Here is a 17,147-nt window from a genome sequence, read left to right as displayed (position 1 = left end):
ACATGCCAAGTCGAGTCAGGGTCGGTAGCGTGGCGGACTTCGCCGATGGGAAGCTGCACGTCGTAGACGCTGCGGGGACGTCGATCGTGGTCGGTCTCACCGGGGACTCGTTGTGCGCGGCGCGCAACCGCTGTCCCCACCTGGGCTTCTCCCTCACCAGCGGGCCAGGTGGTCTGAGGTACGCCGACGGGCAGGTCGTCTGCCCGTGGCACAACTCCCGCTTCGACCTCGCCTCTGGCGAGAACCTCGACTGGACGCCCGGATTCGCCGGAAGGGACATGCCGCGCTGGTCGCGGAGGATGATCGCGCTCGGCAGGAAGCCGTCGCCGCTGACGACGTACGAGGTCATGGTCGAGGGCGACGACGTCTACGTCGAGCTCTGAAGAGAGCCGTTCAGCACCATCAGGATGGGCCGGTGTGCGGTGGCCCGAGGCCGGGCCGGGACCCGACGAAAGGGCTATTGCATCCTCGCGCCGGAAGGCGTAGGCAGGGAATCAACCGGCAGTGCCGGACCGGGCGCTGCCCTGTCCCGAGAGGAGTGGGCCGTGTACGCACGCTCCACAACGTTCCAAGGCAGGCCCGCCAACATCGACGCGGGCATCACGTTCATCAACACCGAGGCCGGGCCCATGCTCGACCAGATCGAGGGCTGTCGCGGTCTCTCCCTGCTGGTCGACCGCGAGACCGGGCAGTGCATCGCAACGTCCTCATGGGAGGACGAGGCGGCCATGCGCGACAGCGACGAGCGGCTTCGCCCGCTCCGCGACCGCGGGCGAGACATCCTGGGCGGCCCCATGCAGGTCGACGAGTGGGAGATCGAGGTCATGCACCGCACCCACCACGGCGAGTGCTGCCGAGTCAGCTGGGTGCAGGGCGACCTCGACGCCATGACGGAGACCTTCCGCGTCGGGATCCTTCCCGAGCTCGAGCGGACCCCCGGATTCTGCAGCGCCAGTCTGCTCCTGAACCGGTCGAGCGGCCTGGGCTGCGCGACCACAGCCTGGGAGACCCGCGCCGCGATGGAGGCCAGCCGCGCGTCGACTGACGAGATGCGCAAGCGGGCCGCCAGCGACGCGGGCGGCCAGATCGTCGACGTGCACGAGTTCGACCTCGCCTACGCGCACCTGCACGTCCCCGAGATGGCTTGAGGACCTCCTCAGCCGGCCGAGCCCATCCGCGGGCGGGCTCGGCCATGACCATGGGCATTCCTCGGATCACAGGTCGATCTCGCGCCCGACGCCAGGCTGCTACTGCGTTCGGTAACGCCAAATCCTGAGTGCCGAAGGGGTTGATCGCGCCAGCACGTCGGCGCATGCTCGGAGAAGGAGGTTGCGATGAAGCCCTCACGCATTCCCGACGGCATCCCGGTTCTGTCACGTGGCCGGCATCGAACGCCACGACGCGGCGCATGCTTCATGGAGCTCGCCTCGGTACTCGCCGGTGAGCGGTGGAGCGATCATCCCTCCTGCACTCATCCCTTGCTCGCGGAGCTGGCAAGGATGGTGAACGATCACACCAGCGACGACGGACGCCAGCAGCTGGTGCCGCTCATCCCCTCGGTCGTGGGCCGGCGCGGGAACGACCGGACGTGGCTCACGGTCGCGGTGGCGGTAGCGGCGCAGACCATCCTCGACGTCCCAGAAGCGACGCAGCGCGCGCTGGCAGCTGGCCTGCTTCAAGCTGAGCGCTTGTGCGCGGAGGCCGAGCCCGATCTGGCGGCCACCCGGCGGGATGCCCAGTTAGCCCTCGGGATGGTCCCTGGCGCGGTTGCCTGGGTCGATCGACTTCGGATCCGACGCCGGATCGACGCAAAGACCTTCGCGAAGCGTTCCGCGCCGACGATGGTCAGGTGCGCCGTCAACGGGGTCGTGGCGAGCGCCAGTCCCGACCGTGACAGCCGGCTAGCCGCTTTGCTCGAGGCCGGCATCGCGGCTTGTCCCGCACCAGACTCCGAGAGCGACGCACCTGCTTCGGGTCGGCTTCTGGCTCAGGCAGTGCCGACCAGCCCGCACTAGTTCGCTCCCAGCGGGCGCGACTGGGAGCGATCAGTGACGCGCGACGGCAGCGTCCGTCAGGCTGATCGTCGCCACCTCTTCGATCTCAACCGGCTGGTCGCCGCGAACGCGGTGGATCTTCACCACGACCTCGGTGGCTGAGGTCTCGAACTCGAGAAAGTGCTTGAAGAAAGGCGGCTCGTCGAGCGAGTAGATCTCGGAGACGAACTTCTGGATCGGCCCGAACGGCGGGTTCAGGCCGGGGAAGGCGATCTGCGCCCGACGTCTGGTCCGCCGGCCGACGCCCTCGACCTCTGCCGCTTGGCCACCCTCCTGCTCGGCCTCGATGATGGCCGTCGCGTCCGCCTCGCTGATGAAGTCGTAGTGCGTCGGGCCACCCGGGCGGTAGCGAGGACTCACCCACGCCCTGGGGTCCGCGATCAGCGAGTACGCACCGATGAACACCAGGTGGGCGAGGAGGACGGCGGCGCCGATGGCGACGGCGGTGAAGAGGGCCGCGCCGACCGCGACGGCCGGCCACCATGTCCTGAGCTCGTTCGCGAGCCGGCCGGGCGCCTCGAAGCCGGGCACGTCGAGCAGGCCCGGCACCGCCGCCCCCAGCAGGAGCACGCCGAGGGCGAGGACGGCGAGGACCAGCAGCGGCATGTACAGGCGCTCGTGCTCCCGTCGTACCCAGTCGACGACCAGCATGCCGATCACCGTCACAGTGATGAGCGCCGGCAGGGCGAAGGCGGCCCGCATCCATGCGGAGTCGACGGCGTCGGCGACCAACGCCCAGAGCACCAGCGTCACCGGCGCCGCGAGGAAGACGAGGGGCTGAACCAGCCAACGCCGCCAGCGGAGCCACGCTTGCGCCCGGCGTCCGGTCTCATCGTGCAGGCGGCGGGTGAGGAGGTCCGGGGCCAGAATGGCCGCGAGCACCACCACCGCGATCACCGCCAACGGCACGAGCCCGAGCAGGCCGCTGAGGAACAGCAGCGTCAGGCCCTCGCCGCTCATCACGCGCAGCATCTCGCCCGCCACGACTGCTGCCTGGGCGAGCACGGCCCACACCACCGAGCGCTCGAGCCAGCTCGCGGCCCTCGCGCCGTTCACGGTGGTGACGATCCGTTTCCGCCACCCGATGATCGCCAGGACGGCGTAAAGGTCGACCGCGACGACGAGGACCCAGGACACCGTACGTCCCTCGTCCGAGCCGCCCGCATCCAAGACCATCGGCAGCATGGCCAGGATCACGAGAGCCGCCAGCACGCACGCGAACGCGACGTGATGCCAACCGGGCACCCGCTCGACGGGGCTCCACCACCTCGACCACCGCACGCACCACGCGTTGAGGCAGATCCACAGGGTGCACGACCCGAACAGCACCAGCAGCTCTACGGCCGCATCCGGCAGAAAGTGGTACAGGAACAGCGTCGCCAGCACCCCCGCGACCAGCGCTTCGAGACGCAGGAGCAGGCGGCGTACGAAATGACTGCGTCCGGGACGTTGCGGCATCAGGTGCAGCAGCATCAGCACGATCATCGCGGCGATGGCCACGCCCCCGGCCCCGGTGTCGGCGAGCCAGCGGCCCAGGACCACTCCCCCGCCGAACAGCACGACGGTCAGCAGCAGCCGCCAGATGCTGGGGACCAGCTGCTGGGCGAAGTACGACAGCGACTCGGCCGACCGCGGGAAGAGCTTGGTCGGCCGGAATCGCAGGTCGCTTCGCGCGTCCGCTGTGGCCGTCCGGATGGGATGGGTGGCGTGGGTGTACGCACCGCCACCGCCGCTCACGATGTGCCACAGGCCGTCGCGCGAGCTGTCCGGCACCGTCGGGTCGTACATCTGGAAGTTGTGCGTGTCACCGCCCACCGTCGCGACGTAGCCGCGCTTCTCGTCGGCCACGATGTCGTACACGGTCTCGTCAGGGCTTCCGGACACCTTCCCCTTCCGGCGCTCACCGTTGACGAACAGCGGCTTGCCGGTCATCAGGATCTTCGGATTCTCACCGCCGAGCGAGCTCAGCCAGTCGAACTGCGGGCCGTCGATGGTCCCGTCGATGCCGGTGTCGATGCACACCAGGTCCACATGCTTTGTCTTGATGACGAAGTACGGCGCCGGCTGCAGCGTGGCTTCCGGTGCCGGCGTGCCATCCGAGGCTGGTTCCCCCCACCGCGCCGGGGCGGACCTGTCCGACGGTTCGCTGGGTGTGCGCCACATGATGCGGCCGAAGCGGTCCCGGATCAGCTGCCATCGCCCCAGCGGCTCCCCGAACGACGGCGCCAGGACCTCGCTGGGCCAGGTCGGTGGCGCGTCCGCCGGGTAGAGGAACTGGTGGGCGAAGCCGTAGAGGCCGTCGTACCAGTCGTGGTTGCCCGGCATCGCGTAGACCGGGACGTCCTCCGGAAGCGCGAACTCGGCCCGTACGTCAGCGGGCGCCTTGAGGCCCTGCACCCGGTTCGACCGGTACGGCTTGTAGAAACCGTCCACGTAGTCGTTGACGTTGCCGGACGGGTAGATCACATCGCTCAGGACGAGCACGAAGCCGGCCTGTTCCGCGGCTCGCGCCAAGGCGGGCGCGACGACGTACTGCGACGCGTCCTGCTCGCCGGTGTCGCCGATGACCAGGAACCTCGAGACCTCGGAGCGGTCGATCGTCGGCTCGTCCGTCTTCGTCCAGCGCGCACGCAGGTCCTCGACGAGCCCCTGCGTCCCGCGTCCCAGGACGTCGTTGACCGAGTCGATGAGGGTGCGCGCGGCGATCCAGGAGAGGCTGTCCCACTTGGTCGGGTCGTTCTGCAGATAGTCCCGCGTGCGAGCCCAGTCCTCGCTCCCGGTCTCGGTGTCATCGCCCAGAGTCATGGACATCCCCTTTGCAGGACGGACCGGCCGCCGGACCCGCGCGACCGCATGCAACAGGTCTAAACAGATCCCGGCACGGCGCGACGGTAGCGCAAGCCAGCTACCCAAGACGCGGTAGTGGCCCTATTCCTTCACCCGCTTGGTCTCGTACGCCCACATCGCGACCTCGACGCGGTTGCGGGCGCTGAGCTTGTTCATCAGCGCGGCGACATGGGACTTCACCGTGCTCAGCGTGATGTTCAGCTCTCTGGCGATCTCGGCATTGGTGCGGCCGCGCGCGACGGTGAGCAGGACCTCCTCCTCGCGCCCGGTGAGCGGCTCGATCGGCTGGGCCGGCGGGGTGGCTCGCTCCAGGCCGGCCAGCGTGGTGAGGAGGCGGCGGGTGATGTTGGGCGAGATGAGCGCGTCGCCGTTCGCGGCTGCGTGGATCGCCTGGACCAGCAGCTCGGGGCCGGCGTCCTTGAGGAGGAAGCCCCGGGCACCGGCCTTGAGGGCGCCATGGACGTACTCGTCGAGGTCGAAGGTCGTGATGACCACGATCGCGAGCGGGTCCTCGACGCCGGGGCCGGCGAGCCGGCGGGTGGCTTCGACGCCGTCGATGCCCGGCATCCGGATGTCGAAGAGGCAGACGTCGGGACGCAGCTCGCGTGCCACGGCCACCGCCTCGTGACCGTCCGTGGCCTCCCCGACGACCTCGATCCCGGGCTGCGCGTTGAGGATCATCGTCAGGCCGGTGCGGACCAGGAGCTGGTCGTCGGCGACCACCACCCGGATCGTCATCGCGACACCTCGCGCGGCAGGGTCGCCTCGACGGTCCAGCCACCAGCCGGGTCCGGCCCGGCCTGGCACACGCCGCCGAGGAGCTTTGCCCGCTCCGCCATCCCGAGCAGGCCATAGCCCACGCTGGTCGCGGGGCGGGGCGCTTCTCCGTCGTCGTGCACACGCAACCGTACGACGCCGGCCTCGCCCCGGACCTCCACGCTGACCCTCGTGGGGTAGAAGGCGTGCCGGATCGCGTTGGTGACCGACTCCTGACAGATCCGATACACCGACACCTCGACCGGCTGCGGCAGGTCGGAGAGATCGCCCACGCACTGCACCTCCACCAAGGGGCTCATCCGGGTCAGCTCGTGCAGATCGCCGATGCCCCGCTGCGGTGCGTACTCGACCGGCGCTGCGTCGGCCGCCTCGCCATCGCGGAGCACCCGGACCATCGTGCGCATCTCGGACAGCGTCTGGGAGGCCTCGGCCTCGATCACGGCCAGTGCCTCGACGGCCGCGGTCGGGTCGGTGGCCGCCACCGCCCGCCCTGCCTGAGCCTGGATCGCGATGGCGGAGACATGGTGGGCGACGGTGTCGTGCAGCTCGCGGGCGAGCTCACCGCGCTCGAGCGTACGGACCTGCTGGACCTCGCGCTGGCGCGCGACCGCGCGGTAGCGCATCGCCGCACCCAGGGCGAACGACGCGACCACCACGGTGGCGCCGCCGATCAGGTCCCCGAAGGTCTCGGTCGCGGCGAGTCCCAGAGTCACCGGCACGGCGACGATCGCCGTACCGATCAGAGCCTCGCGTCCCGACGCCCAGCGGTAGAGGGCGTAGGGCAGCATCAGGACGCAGACCATGGTGTAGAGCCCCGCATCGACGACGTCGTCGACGATCAACGGGATGTGCAGCACCATCGCACCGCCGAAGCCGACCGCGGTCGCCAGGAGTGGATGCGTACGCCGCCAGAGCAGGGCCGGGATCACCACGAGCGCGACCACGGTGGCCAACGGCCGCCACGGTACGTCGGGGCGGAAGATCGCCTCGCCCGCGGCCGTGACCAGCAGGGCACCGACCAGGGCCCAGTCCCACCACGCCCGCGCCGGCGGGTCCGGGGCACGGGGCTCGGCCAGGACTGAGCGGACGAAGGCGGTCACCACCCCTCGACCCTAGCGAGCGGACAGCCTCGCCGTACGGGGCACAAGCACGAGCGTCTCCTCGTACTTTCGGCCGAGCAGCCCCCTGCTCCTTGGCCCGATGTGGATCGCTCCTCGCCCGGCAACGGTAGAGACATGTCTGAACTCCTCTACCGGCTGGGCCGGTCCGCCGCGACCCGTCCCTGGACCGCCATCGGCGCCTGGGTCGTTCTCGCGCTCGTCGTCATCGCCTCCTCCGCCGCCTTCGGGCGCGAGCTCGAGGAGAGCTTCGAGGCCCCCGGCCTCGACTCCTACCAAGCCGCGGAGCTGCTCGCCGAGGCCCAGGCCGACGAGGGCGGCGTCACCGCCCACGTCGTGCTCCAAGCGCCGGACGCCACGACGCAGGTGGTGCCCGTGGAGGCGGCCCTCGCGGAGCTCCCGCACGTGCAGGGCACGACGAGCAGCGTCTCGCAGGACGGCGACATCGCGCTCGTACGGGTGCAGTACCCGGCGATCGAGCACCTCGAAGCCTCCGACCTGGACAAACTCAAGGACGCCGTCGCCGACCTGCGTGAGGAGTCGTCGCTGACGCTGGAGACCGGCGGCGACCTGTTCTTCGCGTTCGAGGAGGCCCCCACCGGGCTCGGCGAGGTCGCGGGGATCGTCGTCGCGATGATCGTCCTGCTGATCGCCTTCGGCTCCTTCGTCGCCATGGGGCTGCCGATCGGGATGGCGCTGTTCGGCCTGGTCATCGGCATCACCTCGATGAAGCTGGTGACGTACCTGATCGACATCCCGGCCTGGGCGCCCGAGCTCGCGGCCATGGTCGGGCTCGGCGTCGGCATCGACTACGCGCTCTTCCTGGTCACCCGGCACCGCGAGAACCTGGCAGCGGGGATGCCCGTCCCCGAAGCGGTGGGCCGAGCCCTGGCGACCGCGGGACAAGCGGTGATCTTCGCCGGCGGCACGGTCGTCGTGGCGATCCTGGGGCTGCTCGTCGCGGGGATCCCGTTCGTGACCGGTGGCGGGGTCGCCATCTCCGCGATGGTGCTCGTGATGGTGCTCGCCTCGGTCACCCTGCTGCCTGCCTTGCTCGGACTGGCCGGGCACCGGATCAACGGACGCCGGCGACGGGTCGCGGACGGAGTGCACCGGCCCAGCCCTCGACCCAGCACAGGTTGGTACCGGTGGGGTGCTCACGTGACCCGCAACGCGACCGCGTACCTCATCGGAGCAGCGGTCTTCATGATCGCCCTGGCCGCACCCGTGCTCGCGCTCGACCTTGGCTTCCCCGACGACGGGACCAAGCCCGAGTCGAGGACCGAACGCCGCGCCTACGACCTGATCGCCGACGGCTTCGGGCCCGGGGCCAACGGGCCTCTGGTGATCGCCGTCGACATCTCGCAGGACAAGTCCGTCGTGGCGCCGCTGGCCGAGGCGGTGGCCGCGGACCCGGGCATCACCGCGGTCGGCGAACCGGCCATCGATGACTCCGCGGGCGTGGCGACGGTGGTGGCGCAGCCGACCACGTCGCCCCAGGACGTTGCCACGCAGGAGACCGTCACGAGGCTGCGCGGCGAGGTCATCCCGAACGTCCTCGACGGCAGCTCGGCGACCGCCCACGTCGGCGGACAGACCGCCACCTTCGCCGACCTCGGCGACCGGGTGCAGGAGCGGATGCCGCGGTTCGTGGCGGCCGTGCTGCTGCTGTCGTTCCTCCTGCTCGCCGTGCTGTTCCGGTCCGTACTGGTCCCGCTGAAGGCGGTCGTACTCAACCTGCTGAGCGTCGGTGCGGCGTACGGCGTGCTCGTCATGGTCTTCCAGTGGGGCTGGGCCGCCGGCCTGATCGGCGTGGAGTCGACGGTGCCCATCGTGTCGTTCATCCCGCTGTTCATGTTCGCGATCCTGTTCGGGCTCTCCATGGACTACGAGGTGTTCCTGCTGTCGCGGGTGCGCGAGCAGTACCGCCGCCACGGCGACAACACCCGCGCGGTCATCGAAGGGATCGCCGGCACCGGTCGCACCATCACCGCAGCCGCGCTGATCATGGTCGCGGTCTTCTCGGGCTTCGTCCTCGGCAGCGACCCGGTGGTGAAGATGATGGGCGTGGGCCTGGCCACAGCCATCTTCCTCGACGCCACGGTCGTACGCCTGATGCTGGTTCCCGCGACCATGAAGCTCCTGGGCAAGGCGAACTGGTGGCTGCCACGGTGGCTGGACCGGCTGCTCCCGGAGCTCGACTCCGCGCCGGTGGAAGAGCCGGTCGAGGTGGGAAGCCCCCAGATTGGCGTATAGCAACGCGTCGGGGCCGGACTGATGATGAAAGTGCAAGCCCACACGACATCTCGGCCTTCCTGGCCATTCGGTTCGGTGCCACGGCAGGTCAGGTCCGGGGCATCGAAGACGGAAGGAACAGAGGTCATGAAGCTGTTGATGAAGAGCTGTGCCATCGCGGCCGGGCTCGTGCTGGCTGGAGCCGGTGCCGCGAGCGCGGCAGAGGTGAACGGCAACGGCGACGACATCCCCGCGCCGGACCGCGCCTCCTCGGAGTGCGTGTTCTCGGGCCAGGACACCGCAGACGCCATCGAGGGCAACCCGCCGGGCTTCGACGACGACGGGCTGGCCGAACGAGGCAACCAGAGCCCCGGCGGCAACGACCGTTACCACGGGGTGCAGAGCTACGGCATCTTCGTACGCGCCGGACTCAAGGAGTTCGTGCCGTCGCCCGGCGAGGCATGCAGGGGCAACTGACGCCCGCAGGGATCTGCGGCTTACACCCGTCCGGCTGGGCGAGGCAACGCTCAGGGTGCCTCGCCCAACCGCTCGCACGTATCGTCGCTCAGCTGATGCCGAGCATGGCAACGTCCAGCTCGGGCAGGCTGGACATCTCCGCGGCGACCTCAACCGCGCGGACTCCGACCGTGTCAGAGGCCATCGTCTCGGCGACGAGCGTCCGCAACCTGTCCACCTCGCCGTCCTGAGGAACGTGGAACGCGGCGCCTCCGGAGTCGACCAGGGCGGTCCCCAAGCCTGCCTTCATGACGACGGCACCGTTCGCGCCCTGATCGGCGAAGAGGGGCACGATCACCTGTGGGACGCCGGCGGCGAGGGCGTCGAGAACCGTTCCCGAGCCGCCGTGGTGGACGATCACCGCCGCACGGGAGAGAACCTCGGCGTGCTCGGCCCACGCTTCGATTCGTACGTTCGGGGCAGCTGCAAGCTGTGCGGGGTCGAGGTCGTGGCCGACGGTGAAGACGGCGTCCACCGGAAGAGCGCCCAGGACCTCGGCGACGATGTCGAACCACGGCCGCATCGGCGGCATCGTGGGCGCGACGGTGCCGAGGGTCGCGTAGACGAAGCTCGGATCGACCTCACGCGTGAGGGGCTCGCCGATCCGGTATCGCGCCGTGGCGGCGAACGGCGAGGGGTCGAGGCTCGCCGGGAACCTGGTCAGGATCGGCGACTCGACGATCTCGCGGTGCAGGCCTGACCGCCAGTCGTCGAGCACCGGCGCCGCCACACTTTCGAAGAACGCGATCTCCGAGCACAGACTGACGCCGAGCCGCACCTGGGGAACGCCCGCTTCGGCGGCCGCCAGTGCCGATGCGTACTCGGCGGGATCCCGCAGCACCAGGTCCGGCCGGAGGTCATCGATCGCCGCGCGCACCGCCGGGATCATCGCCCCGGAGTTGATGCGCGCGAAGAGCTCCCGCAGCACCAGCTCCCGCGCCACCTCCATCGGCGATTCAGCAACCCGCTGCCAGATCGGTGCGACCGACGCGGGGTCAGGCGCGGCGCCCTCTCGGAAATCGAACCCCTTCGCGCTCGCCGCCAACCCGGGCGGCCCCACCACGGTGACCTCGTGCCCCTGCTCGGCAAGGCGCTTCAGCCAAGGCTTCATCGGGTTGAAATGGCCGGCGCCCGCCGTCGATACCCCCAGGATGCGCATGCTGCGCACTGTGCCTGCGCCGGCCGGACCCGGCAAGCGCCTTGTCCCCACATTGCCCAGACGACGGTACGTCCGGGGCGCTCATGACGTGCCGACCGGGCACCACCAGTCGGCGATCGTGGGGCTGGTGTGGCCCTCGAGCAGGCCGGGATCCGCGAGCACGTCGTCGCGATGCATCCCGGGCACGACCCGGAAGTCGATCGACCCCGGCTCGCTCACCAGCGCGAGCACCCTCCACAGGGATCGGGCGTAGTGCTCGGCAAGGTCGGCTCCGTCCCACTCGTAGAAACCCCGATAGCGACCCTGCTCGTCGGCGGCGAGCCAGAGCTTGGAGACAAACCCGGGGAACCCCACGAACAGCGGGGTGTTCAGCCAGCTCTCCCACCGGAACAGCAGGTGGCCGCGACCCCGGACCCGGCGGAGCCTGAAGCACACCACCAGAACGCACGGCTCGACAGGTGGCAGTGCGACCGCTGTCTCTCGATACACCTCACCGGTCGTCCCGTCGGCGAACCGGAGTCGGCGCCCCACGTTGACGCGCGGCCAGTGCACGACCCCCGTGGCCAGCATTCGCGCCGAAGCGACGACACAGCGAGCCACCGCACGCCACGCCTTCGCGGCTGGCAGCGGTCCTGCTCGAGAGCCCTCGCGGTCAGATCTCGGCTCGTTCGTGCACATCGGCGGATCCTCTCGTCCGAAGGATGGCGACCTAGTGCTTCCAGGCAACCCGACGGCGTCGCGGCCGACGAGGGGCCTTCGTCCTCGCACTCGGTGACGGACGCCCTCAGGATGTCGGCCGGGGCCCGGCCCTTCCGACCGTTCAGGCGCTCAGGAGCAAGGCGCCGTCGGGCACCGTGGTCCATGCCTGCGCCTCGGACAGCTCGCGTGCGCTGCGTCTGAGCACATCGAGACCGGGATGGTCGAGATCCGCGCGCCAGCGCATCGTCCAGGGAAACAGCGCAACGGGAGCGACGAGCGGACGCGTGACGATGCCCTCGAGCGGGCTCTGGCTCTCCAAGGCGAGCCCGGGCGCACCGTGCAGCCGCAGGTGCGCGGCGAGCTCGGCACCGCCGAGGACATGGGGATGCCCGTCCCCCGGGTCCACGCCGAACGGCGCGAGGAGCTGAGCCATCGCGCGGGCCCATGCGGGAGTCACGTGGTCGCCGGACCGCGTACACACCCGGGCCGTACGGAGAGCCTCGAGCGGTACGGCGTCGAGCACGGTCAGCTCGTGATCGTCGGGGAGCAGCACGATGACCCGCTCATGGCGGACCGCCTGCCCACGCGCGGCCGAGACGCCCTGTGGGGTGGCACCGAAGCCGACGTCGGCCCCGACCACCGTGTCCGCGGAACCACCGCCGTAGCGGACGATGAACTCGATGTCAGGGGCCGTACGCCGAGCCGCGTCCAGGACACGAGCAGGCGTCGTTCCCGGGGCGACGGCGTCGATGACAAGGCTGCCGGTGTCGGCACGCAGGTCACGTACGACGCGGTCATGCAGCGCGATGAGCTCGCGCGCTCGGTCCAGGAGACGCCGGCCCTCCGGCGTGAGCGCGACGCGGCGCGAGGAGCGGTCGAGGAGGCGGACGCCCGCGGCGTCCTCGAGCCGGCGTACGTCTCGGCTGAGCGCCTGCTGGGCGATGAAGAGCCGGTCGGCCGCGCGTCCGAAGTGCAGCTCCTCCGCGACCGCCACGAAACGGCGCAGGAGTCTGATCTCGAGGTCGCCTGCCACGAGCCCATTCTGTCCGGTCGGCGAACCGGCGACAGGAGATCGACAACAGAAGTGCGTTGATCCGCGCTTCGCCGGTGTTGGACGCGCACCCGAGGCCGCGAGGAATCTGGAGACATGTCCTCGTCGATCCGATCCCTCACCGCGCTGCACGGCGGAGTGGGCATGCTCACCGCGGTCTGGGGCGCGGGGCTTCCCGTCCTCGACGCCCGAGTCGGTCTCGGCCCCACGCGACTCGGGCTCCTGCTCCTCACCCTCGCGCTGGGCGCGGCGATCGCGATGCCGCTGGCGGGACACCTCGCCCACCGCTGGAGCGACGCCACCGTGCTCCGCGTCGCCCTCCCCACGGCTGCACTCCTCCTCGCCACGATCGGCGCGACGCCTGCCGCCGAGCCGATGATCGCCCTCGCCGCCGCCTTCGGCCTCTGCTGCGGCGCCATCAACGTCGGGCTGACCTCGCAGGCGACGGCGGCCGAGCGCGCAGCGGGACGACCCGTGATCGCCCGGATGCACGGATGCTGGACGCTCGGCGCCGTACTGGGGTCGTCCGCACTGGCGGCCGCGCTGCGTGCCGGCGGAGACAGCCTCCTGCTCCTGCCCGCCGCCGCACTGAGCGCCGGCGCCCTGCTCACGCTGCTGGCACTGCGGCTCCCGGCCGGCCGCGCCGGCACCGAGCCAGGCACCGCCGCGGATCCGAACGCAGCAGCTTCTCAGGGGCCGACGCGCGCGGTGAGCCCCGTACTCATCGGCGCCGGTGCTGTGGCCGCCGCTGCCTTCGTGGTGGAAGGCGCGGCAACCGACTGGGCGGGGATCCACACCACTCGCGTCCTCGGCGCGGAACCTGCCGCCGGAGCGACGATGTACGCCGTCTTCTTCGCCGCGATGACCCTGGTCCGCTTCGCGGGAGACCGTCTGCGCGGCACGGTCGCCGCACCGATCCTGGTGGCGGCGGCCGCCGGGGTGACGCTGCTCGGATTCGTACTCGTCCTCCTCTCCCCCATCGTCGCGGAGGGTGCGCGGGTCGTGGTCGCCGCCGGAGGATGGGCGCTCGCCGGCGCGGGCACGGCCCTCGTCTGGCCGATCGTGATCGGAAGCCTGGGCGCGTCCCGGATCGATCCGCGGCGGCTCTCGGTCGTCACCACGATCGGATATCTCGGCGGGTTCGTGGGGCCGGTCCTCATCGGCGGGCTCGCCGCAGGGGTAGGGCTGGCCGGCGCGATGGTGCTACCCGCCGCGCTCACGGTCCTGCTCGCGGCCGCCGCGCCGCCCCTCGTCTCCAGGCTCCTGCGCCTGGCCCCGACCCGACCACTGCCATCACCGATACCGACACCGAGGAGAACGCCATGTACGCACCCATCCAGATCGACCTGCCCGAAACACGCCTGAACTACGAGTTACGCGGATCCGGGCCCGCCATCGCGCTCGTCGGATCTCCGATGTCCGCTGAAGAGTTCGCCCCGCTCGCCGAGGCGCTCGCCGCCGACCACACCGTCCTCACCCACGACCCACGCGGCCACGGCGGGAGCGTCCTGGCCGATCGGTCCGTCGGCTCCACACCCGAGCAGCGCGCGGACGATCTCGCCGAGCTCGTACGCCGCACGGGCCTCGGCCCCGTCGCCATCCTCGGGTCCAGCGGCGGTGCCGTGACGGCCCTCGCCTTCGCCCAGCGTCATCCCGAGCTCGCCACGACGGTCGTGGCGCACGAGCCCCCGCTGCTGGAGCTTCTCGACGACCGGGACGAGCAGCGCGCCCTGACGGACGCGATGAGACGTCGCTACGCCGACGGCGACGTGGTCGGCGCATGGGGCATGTTCTTCGACCAAGCGAACATCGTCGTGCCGGACGGCATGCTCGAGGCCATGTTCGGCGGCGAGCGCAGCCCGAGCGCCCTGGCGGAAGAGGCGTTCTGGTACGCCCAGGAGCTGCCGGCCTCCGTGCGGTGGGAGCCGGACGAGGAAGCGCTGCGCCGCGGCCCTCGCATCGTCCTCGGCATCGGCGAGGAGTCGGCTGGCCAGCTGTGTGAGCGTACGACCGAGGCGCTCGCCTCGCGGCTCGGACTCACCGCCATGCGGTTCCCCGGCGACCACACCGGTTTCGTGGACCACCCGAGTACCTTCGCCGCCAGGCTGAAGGACGCATTGGGCCAACCTCAAGCGCTCCGCTGAGCAGCCGGGCGAATGACGATCTCGTTGACATCGACGCCGGCCGGCTGGGCGATCGCATAGCTGACGGCACCCGCGATGGCATCCGCGGGGATGCTGGCGGCGCGGTACGCCTCCATCGCGGCTGACGCGACCGGATCCGTGATGTGCTCCGCCAGTTCGGTCTCCACGACTCCGGGCGAGATCGTGGTGACTCGGATGCTCGGGTCGGACTCGAGTCGTAGCCCCTCGGTGAGCGCCCAGGCCGCGTACTTCGTGGCCGAGTAGACCGCCGAGGTGGGAACGACCTTGTGGGCACCGATGGACGCGATCGTCACCACATGGCCGCCGCCCTGCGCCTTGAAGTGCGGGAGGACGGCAGCGATGCCGTGCAGAAGGCCCCTGACATTGACGTCGAGCATGCGGTCCCACTCGTCGACCAGCAGCGCGTCGAGCCGCGACAGCAGCATCACGCCGGCGTTGCCGACCACAACGTCAAGGCGTCCGTGGCGCGCCACGACGGAGTCGACCAGACCGGCGACCGCGGCCCGGTCACTTACGTCGAGACCGTGGGCCTCCGCGCTGTGTCCGCTGTCGCGGAGCTCGGCGGCGACCACCTCGAGGCGCTCCGTGCGTCGAGCGGCCAGAATTACGTGGTGACCTTCGGCCGCCAGGCGCCGAGCGGTTGCCTCACCGATTCCGCTGCTCGCACCGGTGACCAGGACTGTCTTGGATGTCTTCGTTTCTGTCATGCGTCAACCGTGCTGCCTTCAACGGACACCATGAAGGCCGCGCTGTCCCTGGGAGCACCGCACCCACCCATCGATGACTCATTCGCCCTAGCATCGAAGCCGTGGCCTCTACTCCTCTTGGTGACTATCTGCGCAGTCGGCGCGCCCTGGTGAGCCCCGACGACGTGAACGTGCCCAGCATCGGAGTTCGCCGTGTCCCGGGTCTGCGTCGGGAGGAGGTTGCGATGCTGGCCGGAATGAGCGTTGACTACTACGTCCGCCTCGAACAGGGCCGCGAACGCAATCCGTCGGCCCAGGTGCTCGACGCTCTCAGTCAGGTCTTCTGCCTCGACGACGAGGCCCGGTTGCATCTCTACCGGATCGCCGGCCTGGCACCGGCGTCCTCCCGTGCGATCCTCCCCGAGCGCGTCGATCCCCAGCTGCTCCAACTGCTGGACATGTGGCCGGACACCCCCGCCCTCGTGCTGGGTCGTGCCTACGACGTCCTGGCCGGCAACCGTCTGGCCTACGCGCTCTTCGACGGGTTCCGTCACGGCGCCAACCTGCTCTTCAAGCTGTTCCTGGACCCCACAGCGCGTACCTTCTACCCCGACTGGGAGCAGGCTGCGACGAACACCGTGGCGGGCTTCCGTCTCCTGCACAGCGACGCCCCACACGACCCGCGCATCCGCGAGGTACTACGAACCGTCAGCGAGCAGAGCACGGACTTCACGCGCCTGTGGGCGCGGCACGATGCCCGCGGCAAGCGCCATGAGTCCAAACGGTTCCATCACCCTGATGTCGGCGAGGTGACGCTCCGGATGGAGGCCTTCGACGTCCGTTCCAGCCCCGGGCAACAGCTCGTCGTCTACCACGCCGACGTCGGCTCGCACAGTGCCGAGGCGCTGCGCCTGCTGGGCACGCTGGATGCAACCAGAGCTGCGGAACAGAAGACCAGACCTCCGCGACCTGATGGTCGACGGCTGAAGCGCTAGCTCGGTGGCGAGTTCCGGAACTGGAACTGCACCCGTACGTCGTCATCGAGCCGGACCAGGATGGTGGTGCCGCCGGCGCTCCAGGTGTCGGGCACGAGAAACATCCGGTCGTCTCCCTGGATCAGCAGCCTCAACCGCCAGTAGCGGAAGCGGTAGTCGCCCTCACCGGCATCAGGTCGTACGACCTCCTCGACCCCGGCGGTGGCCGGGACGTGCAGCCGCTCGCGGGTGTCGAGGACGACGCTGGGCAGGCTGCGGAGGTTGCGGGCCTGTTCCATCGCCAGGCCACGGCCGGTCCACTGCGCGGTCGTGGCCGTCGCCCAGATCACGCAGGCGGCCACGCCCACCCAGAGCAGCACGATGCGCGGTTCGAGCCGGCCGCCGCGGAGCCGCAGGGCGTACGCCACGAGTGCCGCGCCACCACCGAGCAGGACCGGCGTCACCAGGGCGTAGTACGCCCAGCCACCGACGAGTGCGAAGCCCGCCAGGAGCAACGTCCCGACCGCCAGGAGGACCAGTCCGGCGCCGAGGACGATGGTGACCAGCGGACGAAACCAGTCCTCCACGGCATGTCGCCGAACCCAATGGTCGAAGGCGACCACCGCGACGCCGCCCAGCACCAGGACCAGCATCGGGGTCAGCAGAGGCTGTGGGCTGCGCATGACGTAGGCGCGAGTGCTGAGCCCGATCACGTCGACGTCGAGGCCGAAGTAGTCGTACTGGGCACGGGCGGCGACGTACCCGAAGTAGAACAGCACGCCGCTGATCAGGGTCACCGGCGCGACGAAGCTCGTCGCCAGGCTCACCCAGCGGTCGATCCCCGTCGGCGGCGTCTCGGTCATCGC

At 70.2% G+C, this 17,147-nt stretch carries 16 protein-coding genes; 8 read left to right on the top strand and 8 right to left on the bottom strand.

Translation table 11 applies throughout. The annotated features are described in order from the left end of the window. Window positions 1-2: 2 nt before the first annotated feature. From ACIO3S_RS08160 to ACIO3S_RS08150, 3 genes are all read left to right on the top strand, one after another. Entirely contained in the window at window positions 3-383 is a 381-nt protein-coding gene (locus ACIO3S_RS08160) for a Rieske (2Fe-2S) protein (RefSeq protein WP_400461506.1), read from the top strand. A 162-nt stretch (window positions 384-545) separates the two neighbouring features. Then, on the top strand, window positions 546-1,148 hold the full coding sequence (locus ACIO3S_RS08155; RefSeq protein WP_400461503.1) for a hypothetical protein: 603 nt from the start codon (window positions 546-548) through the stop codon (window positions 1,146-1,148). A 186-nt stretch (window positions 1,149-1,334) separates the two neighbouring features. Beyond that, on the top strand, window positions 1,335-2,015 hold the full coding sequence (locus tag ACIO3S_RS08150; protein WP_400461500.1) for a hypothetical protein: 681 nt from the start codon (window positions 1,335-1,337) through the stop codon (window positions 2,013-2,015). Window positions 2,016-2,045: 30 nt separating this feature from the next. Here the strand turns inward: ACIO3S_RS08150 and ACIO3S_RS08145 are convergent, their stop codons facing one another. The 3 genes from ACIO3S_RS08145 to ACIO3S_RS08135 all read right to left on the bottom strand — a co-directional run bounded on the left by ACIO3S_RS08145 (window position 2,046) and on the right by ACIO3S_RS08135 (window position 6,778). Further along, complete coding sequence (locus ACIO3S_RS08145) at window positions 2,046-4,859, bottom strand: metallophosphoesterase (RefSeq protein ID WP_400461497.1); 2,814 nt, start codon at window positions 4,857-4,859, stop codon at window positions 2,046-2,048. A 123-nt stretch (window positions 4,860-4,982) separates the two neighbouring features. After that, window positions 4,983-5,639 carry a response regulator gene (locus ACIO3S_RS08140; RefSeq protein WP_400461494.1) on the bottom strand — a complete coding sequence of 219 codons (657 nt, stop codon included), beginning with the start codon at window positions 5,637-5,639 and terminating at the stop codon, window positions 4,983-4,985. Next, window positions 5,636-6,778, bottom strand: coding sequence for a sensor histidine kinase (locus ACIO3S_RS08135; protein WP_400461491.1), 1,143 nt, complete (start codon window positions 6,776-6,778; stop codon window positions 5,636-5,638). Before ACIO3S_RS08135 ends, ACIO3S_RS08140 begins: the two co-directional genes overlap by 4 nt. 135 nt (window positions 6,779-6,913) lie before the next feature. On the opposite strand from ACIO3S_RS08135, the gene ACIO3S_RS08130 reads away from it, so the two are divergent. After that, window positions 6,914-9,052, top strand: coding sequence for an MMPL family transporter (locus ACIO3S_RS08130; RefSeq protein ID WP_400461488.1), 2,139 nt, complete (start codon window positions 6,914-6,916; stop codon window positions 9,050-9,052). A 126-nt stretch (window positions 9,053-9,178) separates the two neighbouring features. Next, complete coding sequence (locus tag ACIO3S_RS08125) at window positions 9,179-9,508, top strand: hypothetical protein (RefSeq protein ID WP_400461485.1); 330 nt, start codon at window positions 9,179-9,181, stop codon at window positions 9,506-9,508. 88 nt (window positions 9,509-9,596) lie between these two features. Here the strand turns inward: ACIO3S_RS08125 and ACIO3S_RS08120 are convergent, their stop codons facing one another. From ACIO3S_RS08120 to ACIO3S_RS08110, 3 genes are all read right to left on the bottom strand, one after another. Further along, window positions 9,597-10,706, bottom strand: a complete 1,110-nt coding sequence (locus ACIO3S_RS08120; RefSeq protein ID WP_400461482.1) for a glycosyltransferase — start codon at window positions 10,704-10,706, stop codon at window positions 9,597-9,599. 81 nt (window positions 10,707-10,787) lie between these two features. Then, window positions 10,788-11,384: a hypothetical protein gene (locus ACIO3S_RS08115; protein ID WP_400461479.1), complete on the bottom strand. Its 597-nt coding sequence runs from the start codon at window positions 11,382-11,384 to the stop codon at window positions 10,788-10,790. A gap of 142 nt (window positions 11,385-11,526) precedes the next feature. Beyond that, on the bottom strand, window positions 11,527-12,438 hold the full coding sequence (locus ACIO3S_RS08110) for a LysR family transcriptional regulator (RefSeq protein WP_400461476.1): 912 nt from the start codon (window positions 12,436-12,438) through the stop codon (window positions 11,527-11,529). 114 nt (window positions 12,439-12,552) lie between these two features. Here ACIO3S_RS08110 and ACIO3S_RS08105 point away from each other — a divergent pair, with 114 nt between their 5' ends. Both ACIO3S_RS08105 and ACIO3S_RS08100 read left to right on the top strand, forming a co-directional pair. Next, the gene (locus ACIO3S_RS08105; protein WP_400461473.1) at window positions 12,553-13,821 is read left to right on the top strand and encodes an MFS transporter; all 1,269 of its coding nucleotides are present in this window, start codon (window positions 12,553-12,555) and stop codon (window positions 13,819-13,821) included. Next, window positions 13,779-14,600, top strand: a complete 822-nt coding sequence (locus ACIO3S_RS08100) for an alpha/beta fold hydrolase (RefSeq protein ID WP_400461470.1) — start codon at window positions 13,779-13,781, stop codon at window positions 14,598-14,600. The genes ACIO3S_RS08105 and ACIO3S_RS08100 overlap by 43 nt, the downstream gene beginning before the upstream one ends. Here the strand turns inward: ACIO3S_RS08100 and ACIO3S_RS08095 are convergent. Continuing rightward, window positions 14,585-15,328, bottom strand: a complete 744-nt coding sequence (locus tag ACIO3S_RS08095) for an SDR family oxidoreductase (protein ID WP_400461467.1) — start codon at window positions 15,326-15,328, stop codon at window positions 14,585-14,587. The genes ACIO3S_RS08100 and ACIO3S_RS08095 overlap by 16 nt on opposite strands. A 101-nt stretch (window positions 15,329-15,429) precedes the next feature. Here ACIO3S_RS08095 and ACIO3S_RS08090 point away from each other — a divergent pair, with 101 nt between their 5' ends. Next, window positions 15,430-16,302: a helix-turn-helix domain-containing protein gene (locus ACIO3S_RS08090; protein ID WP_400461464.1), complete on the top strand. Its 873-nt coding sequence runs from the start codon at window positions 15,430-15,432 to the stop codon at window positions 16,300-16,302. On the opposite strand, the gene ACIO3S_RS08085 is transcribed toward ACIO3S_RS08090, so the two are convergent. Further along, window positions 16,299-17,144: a hypothetical protein gene (locus ACIO3S_RS08085; protein WP_400461461.1), complete on the bottom strand. Its 846-nt coding sequence runs from the start codon at window positions 17,142-17,144 to the stop codon at window positions 16,299-16,301. The genes ACIO3S_RS08090 and ACIO3S_RS08085 overlap by 4 nt on opposite strands. Window positions 17,145-17,147 lie beyond the last annotated feature (3 nt).

Source organism: Nocardioides sp. NPDC087217 (assembly GCF_044744805.1).
Classification (GTDB): domain Bacteria; phylum Actinomycetota; class Actinomycetes; order Propionibacteriales; family Nocardioidaceae; genus Nocardioides.
Note: the sequence above shows the minus strand (reverse complement) of the source record. Positions and strands in the feature narration are given on the sequence as shown.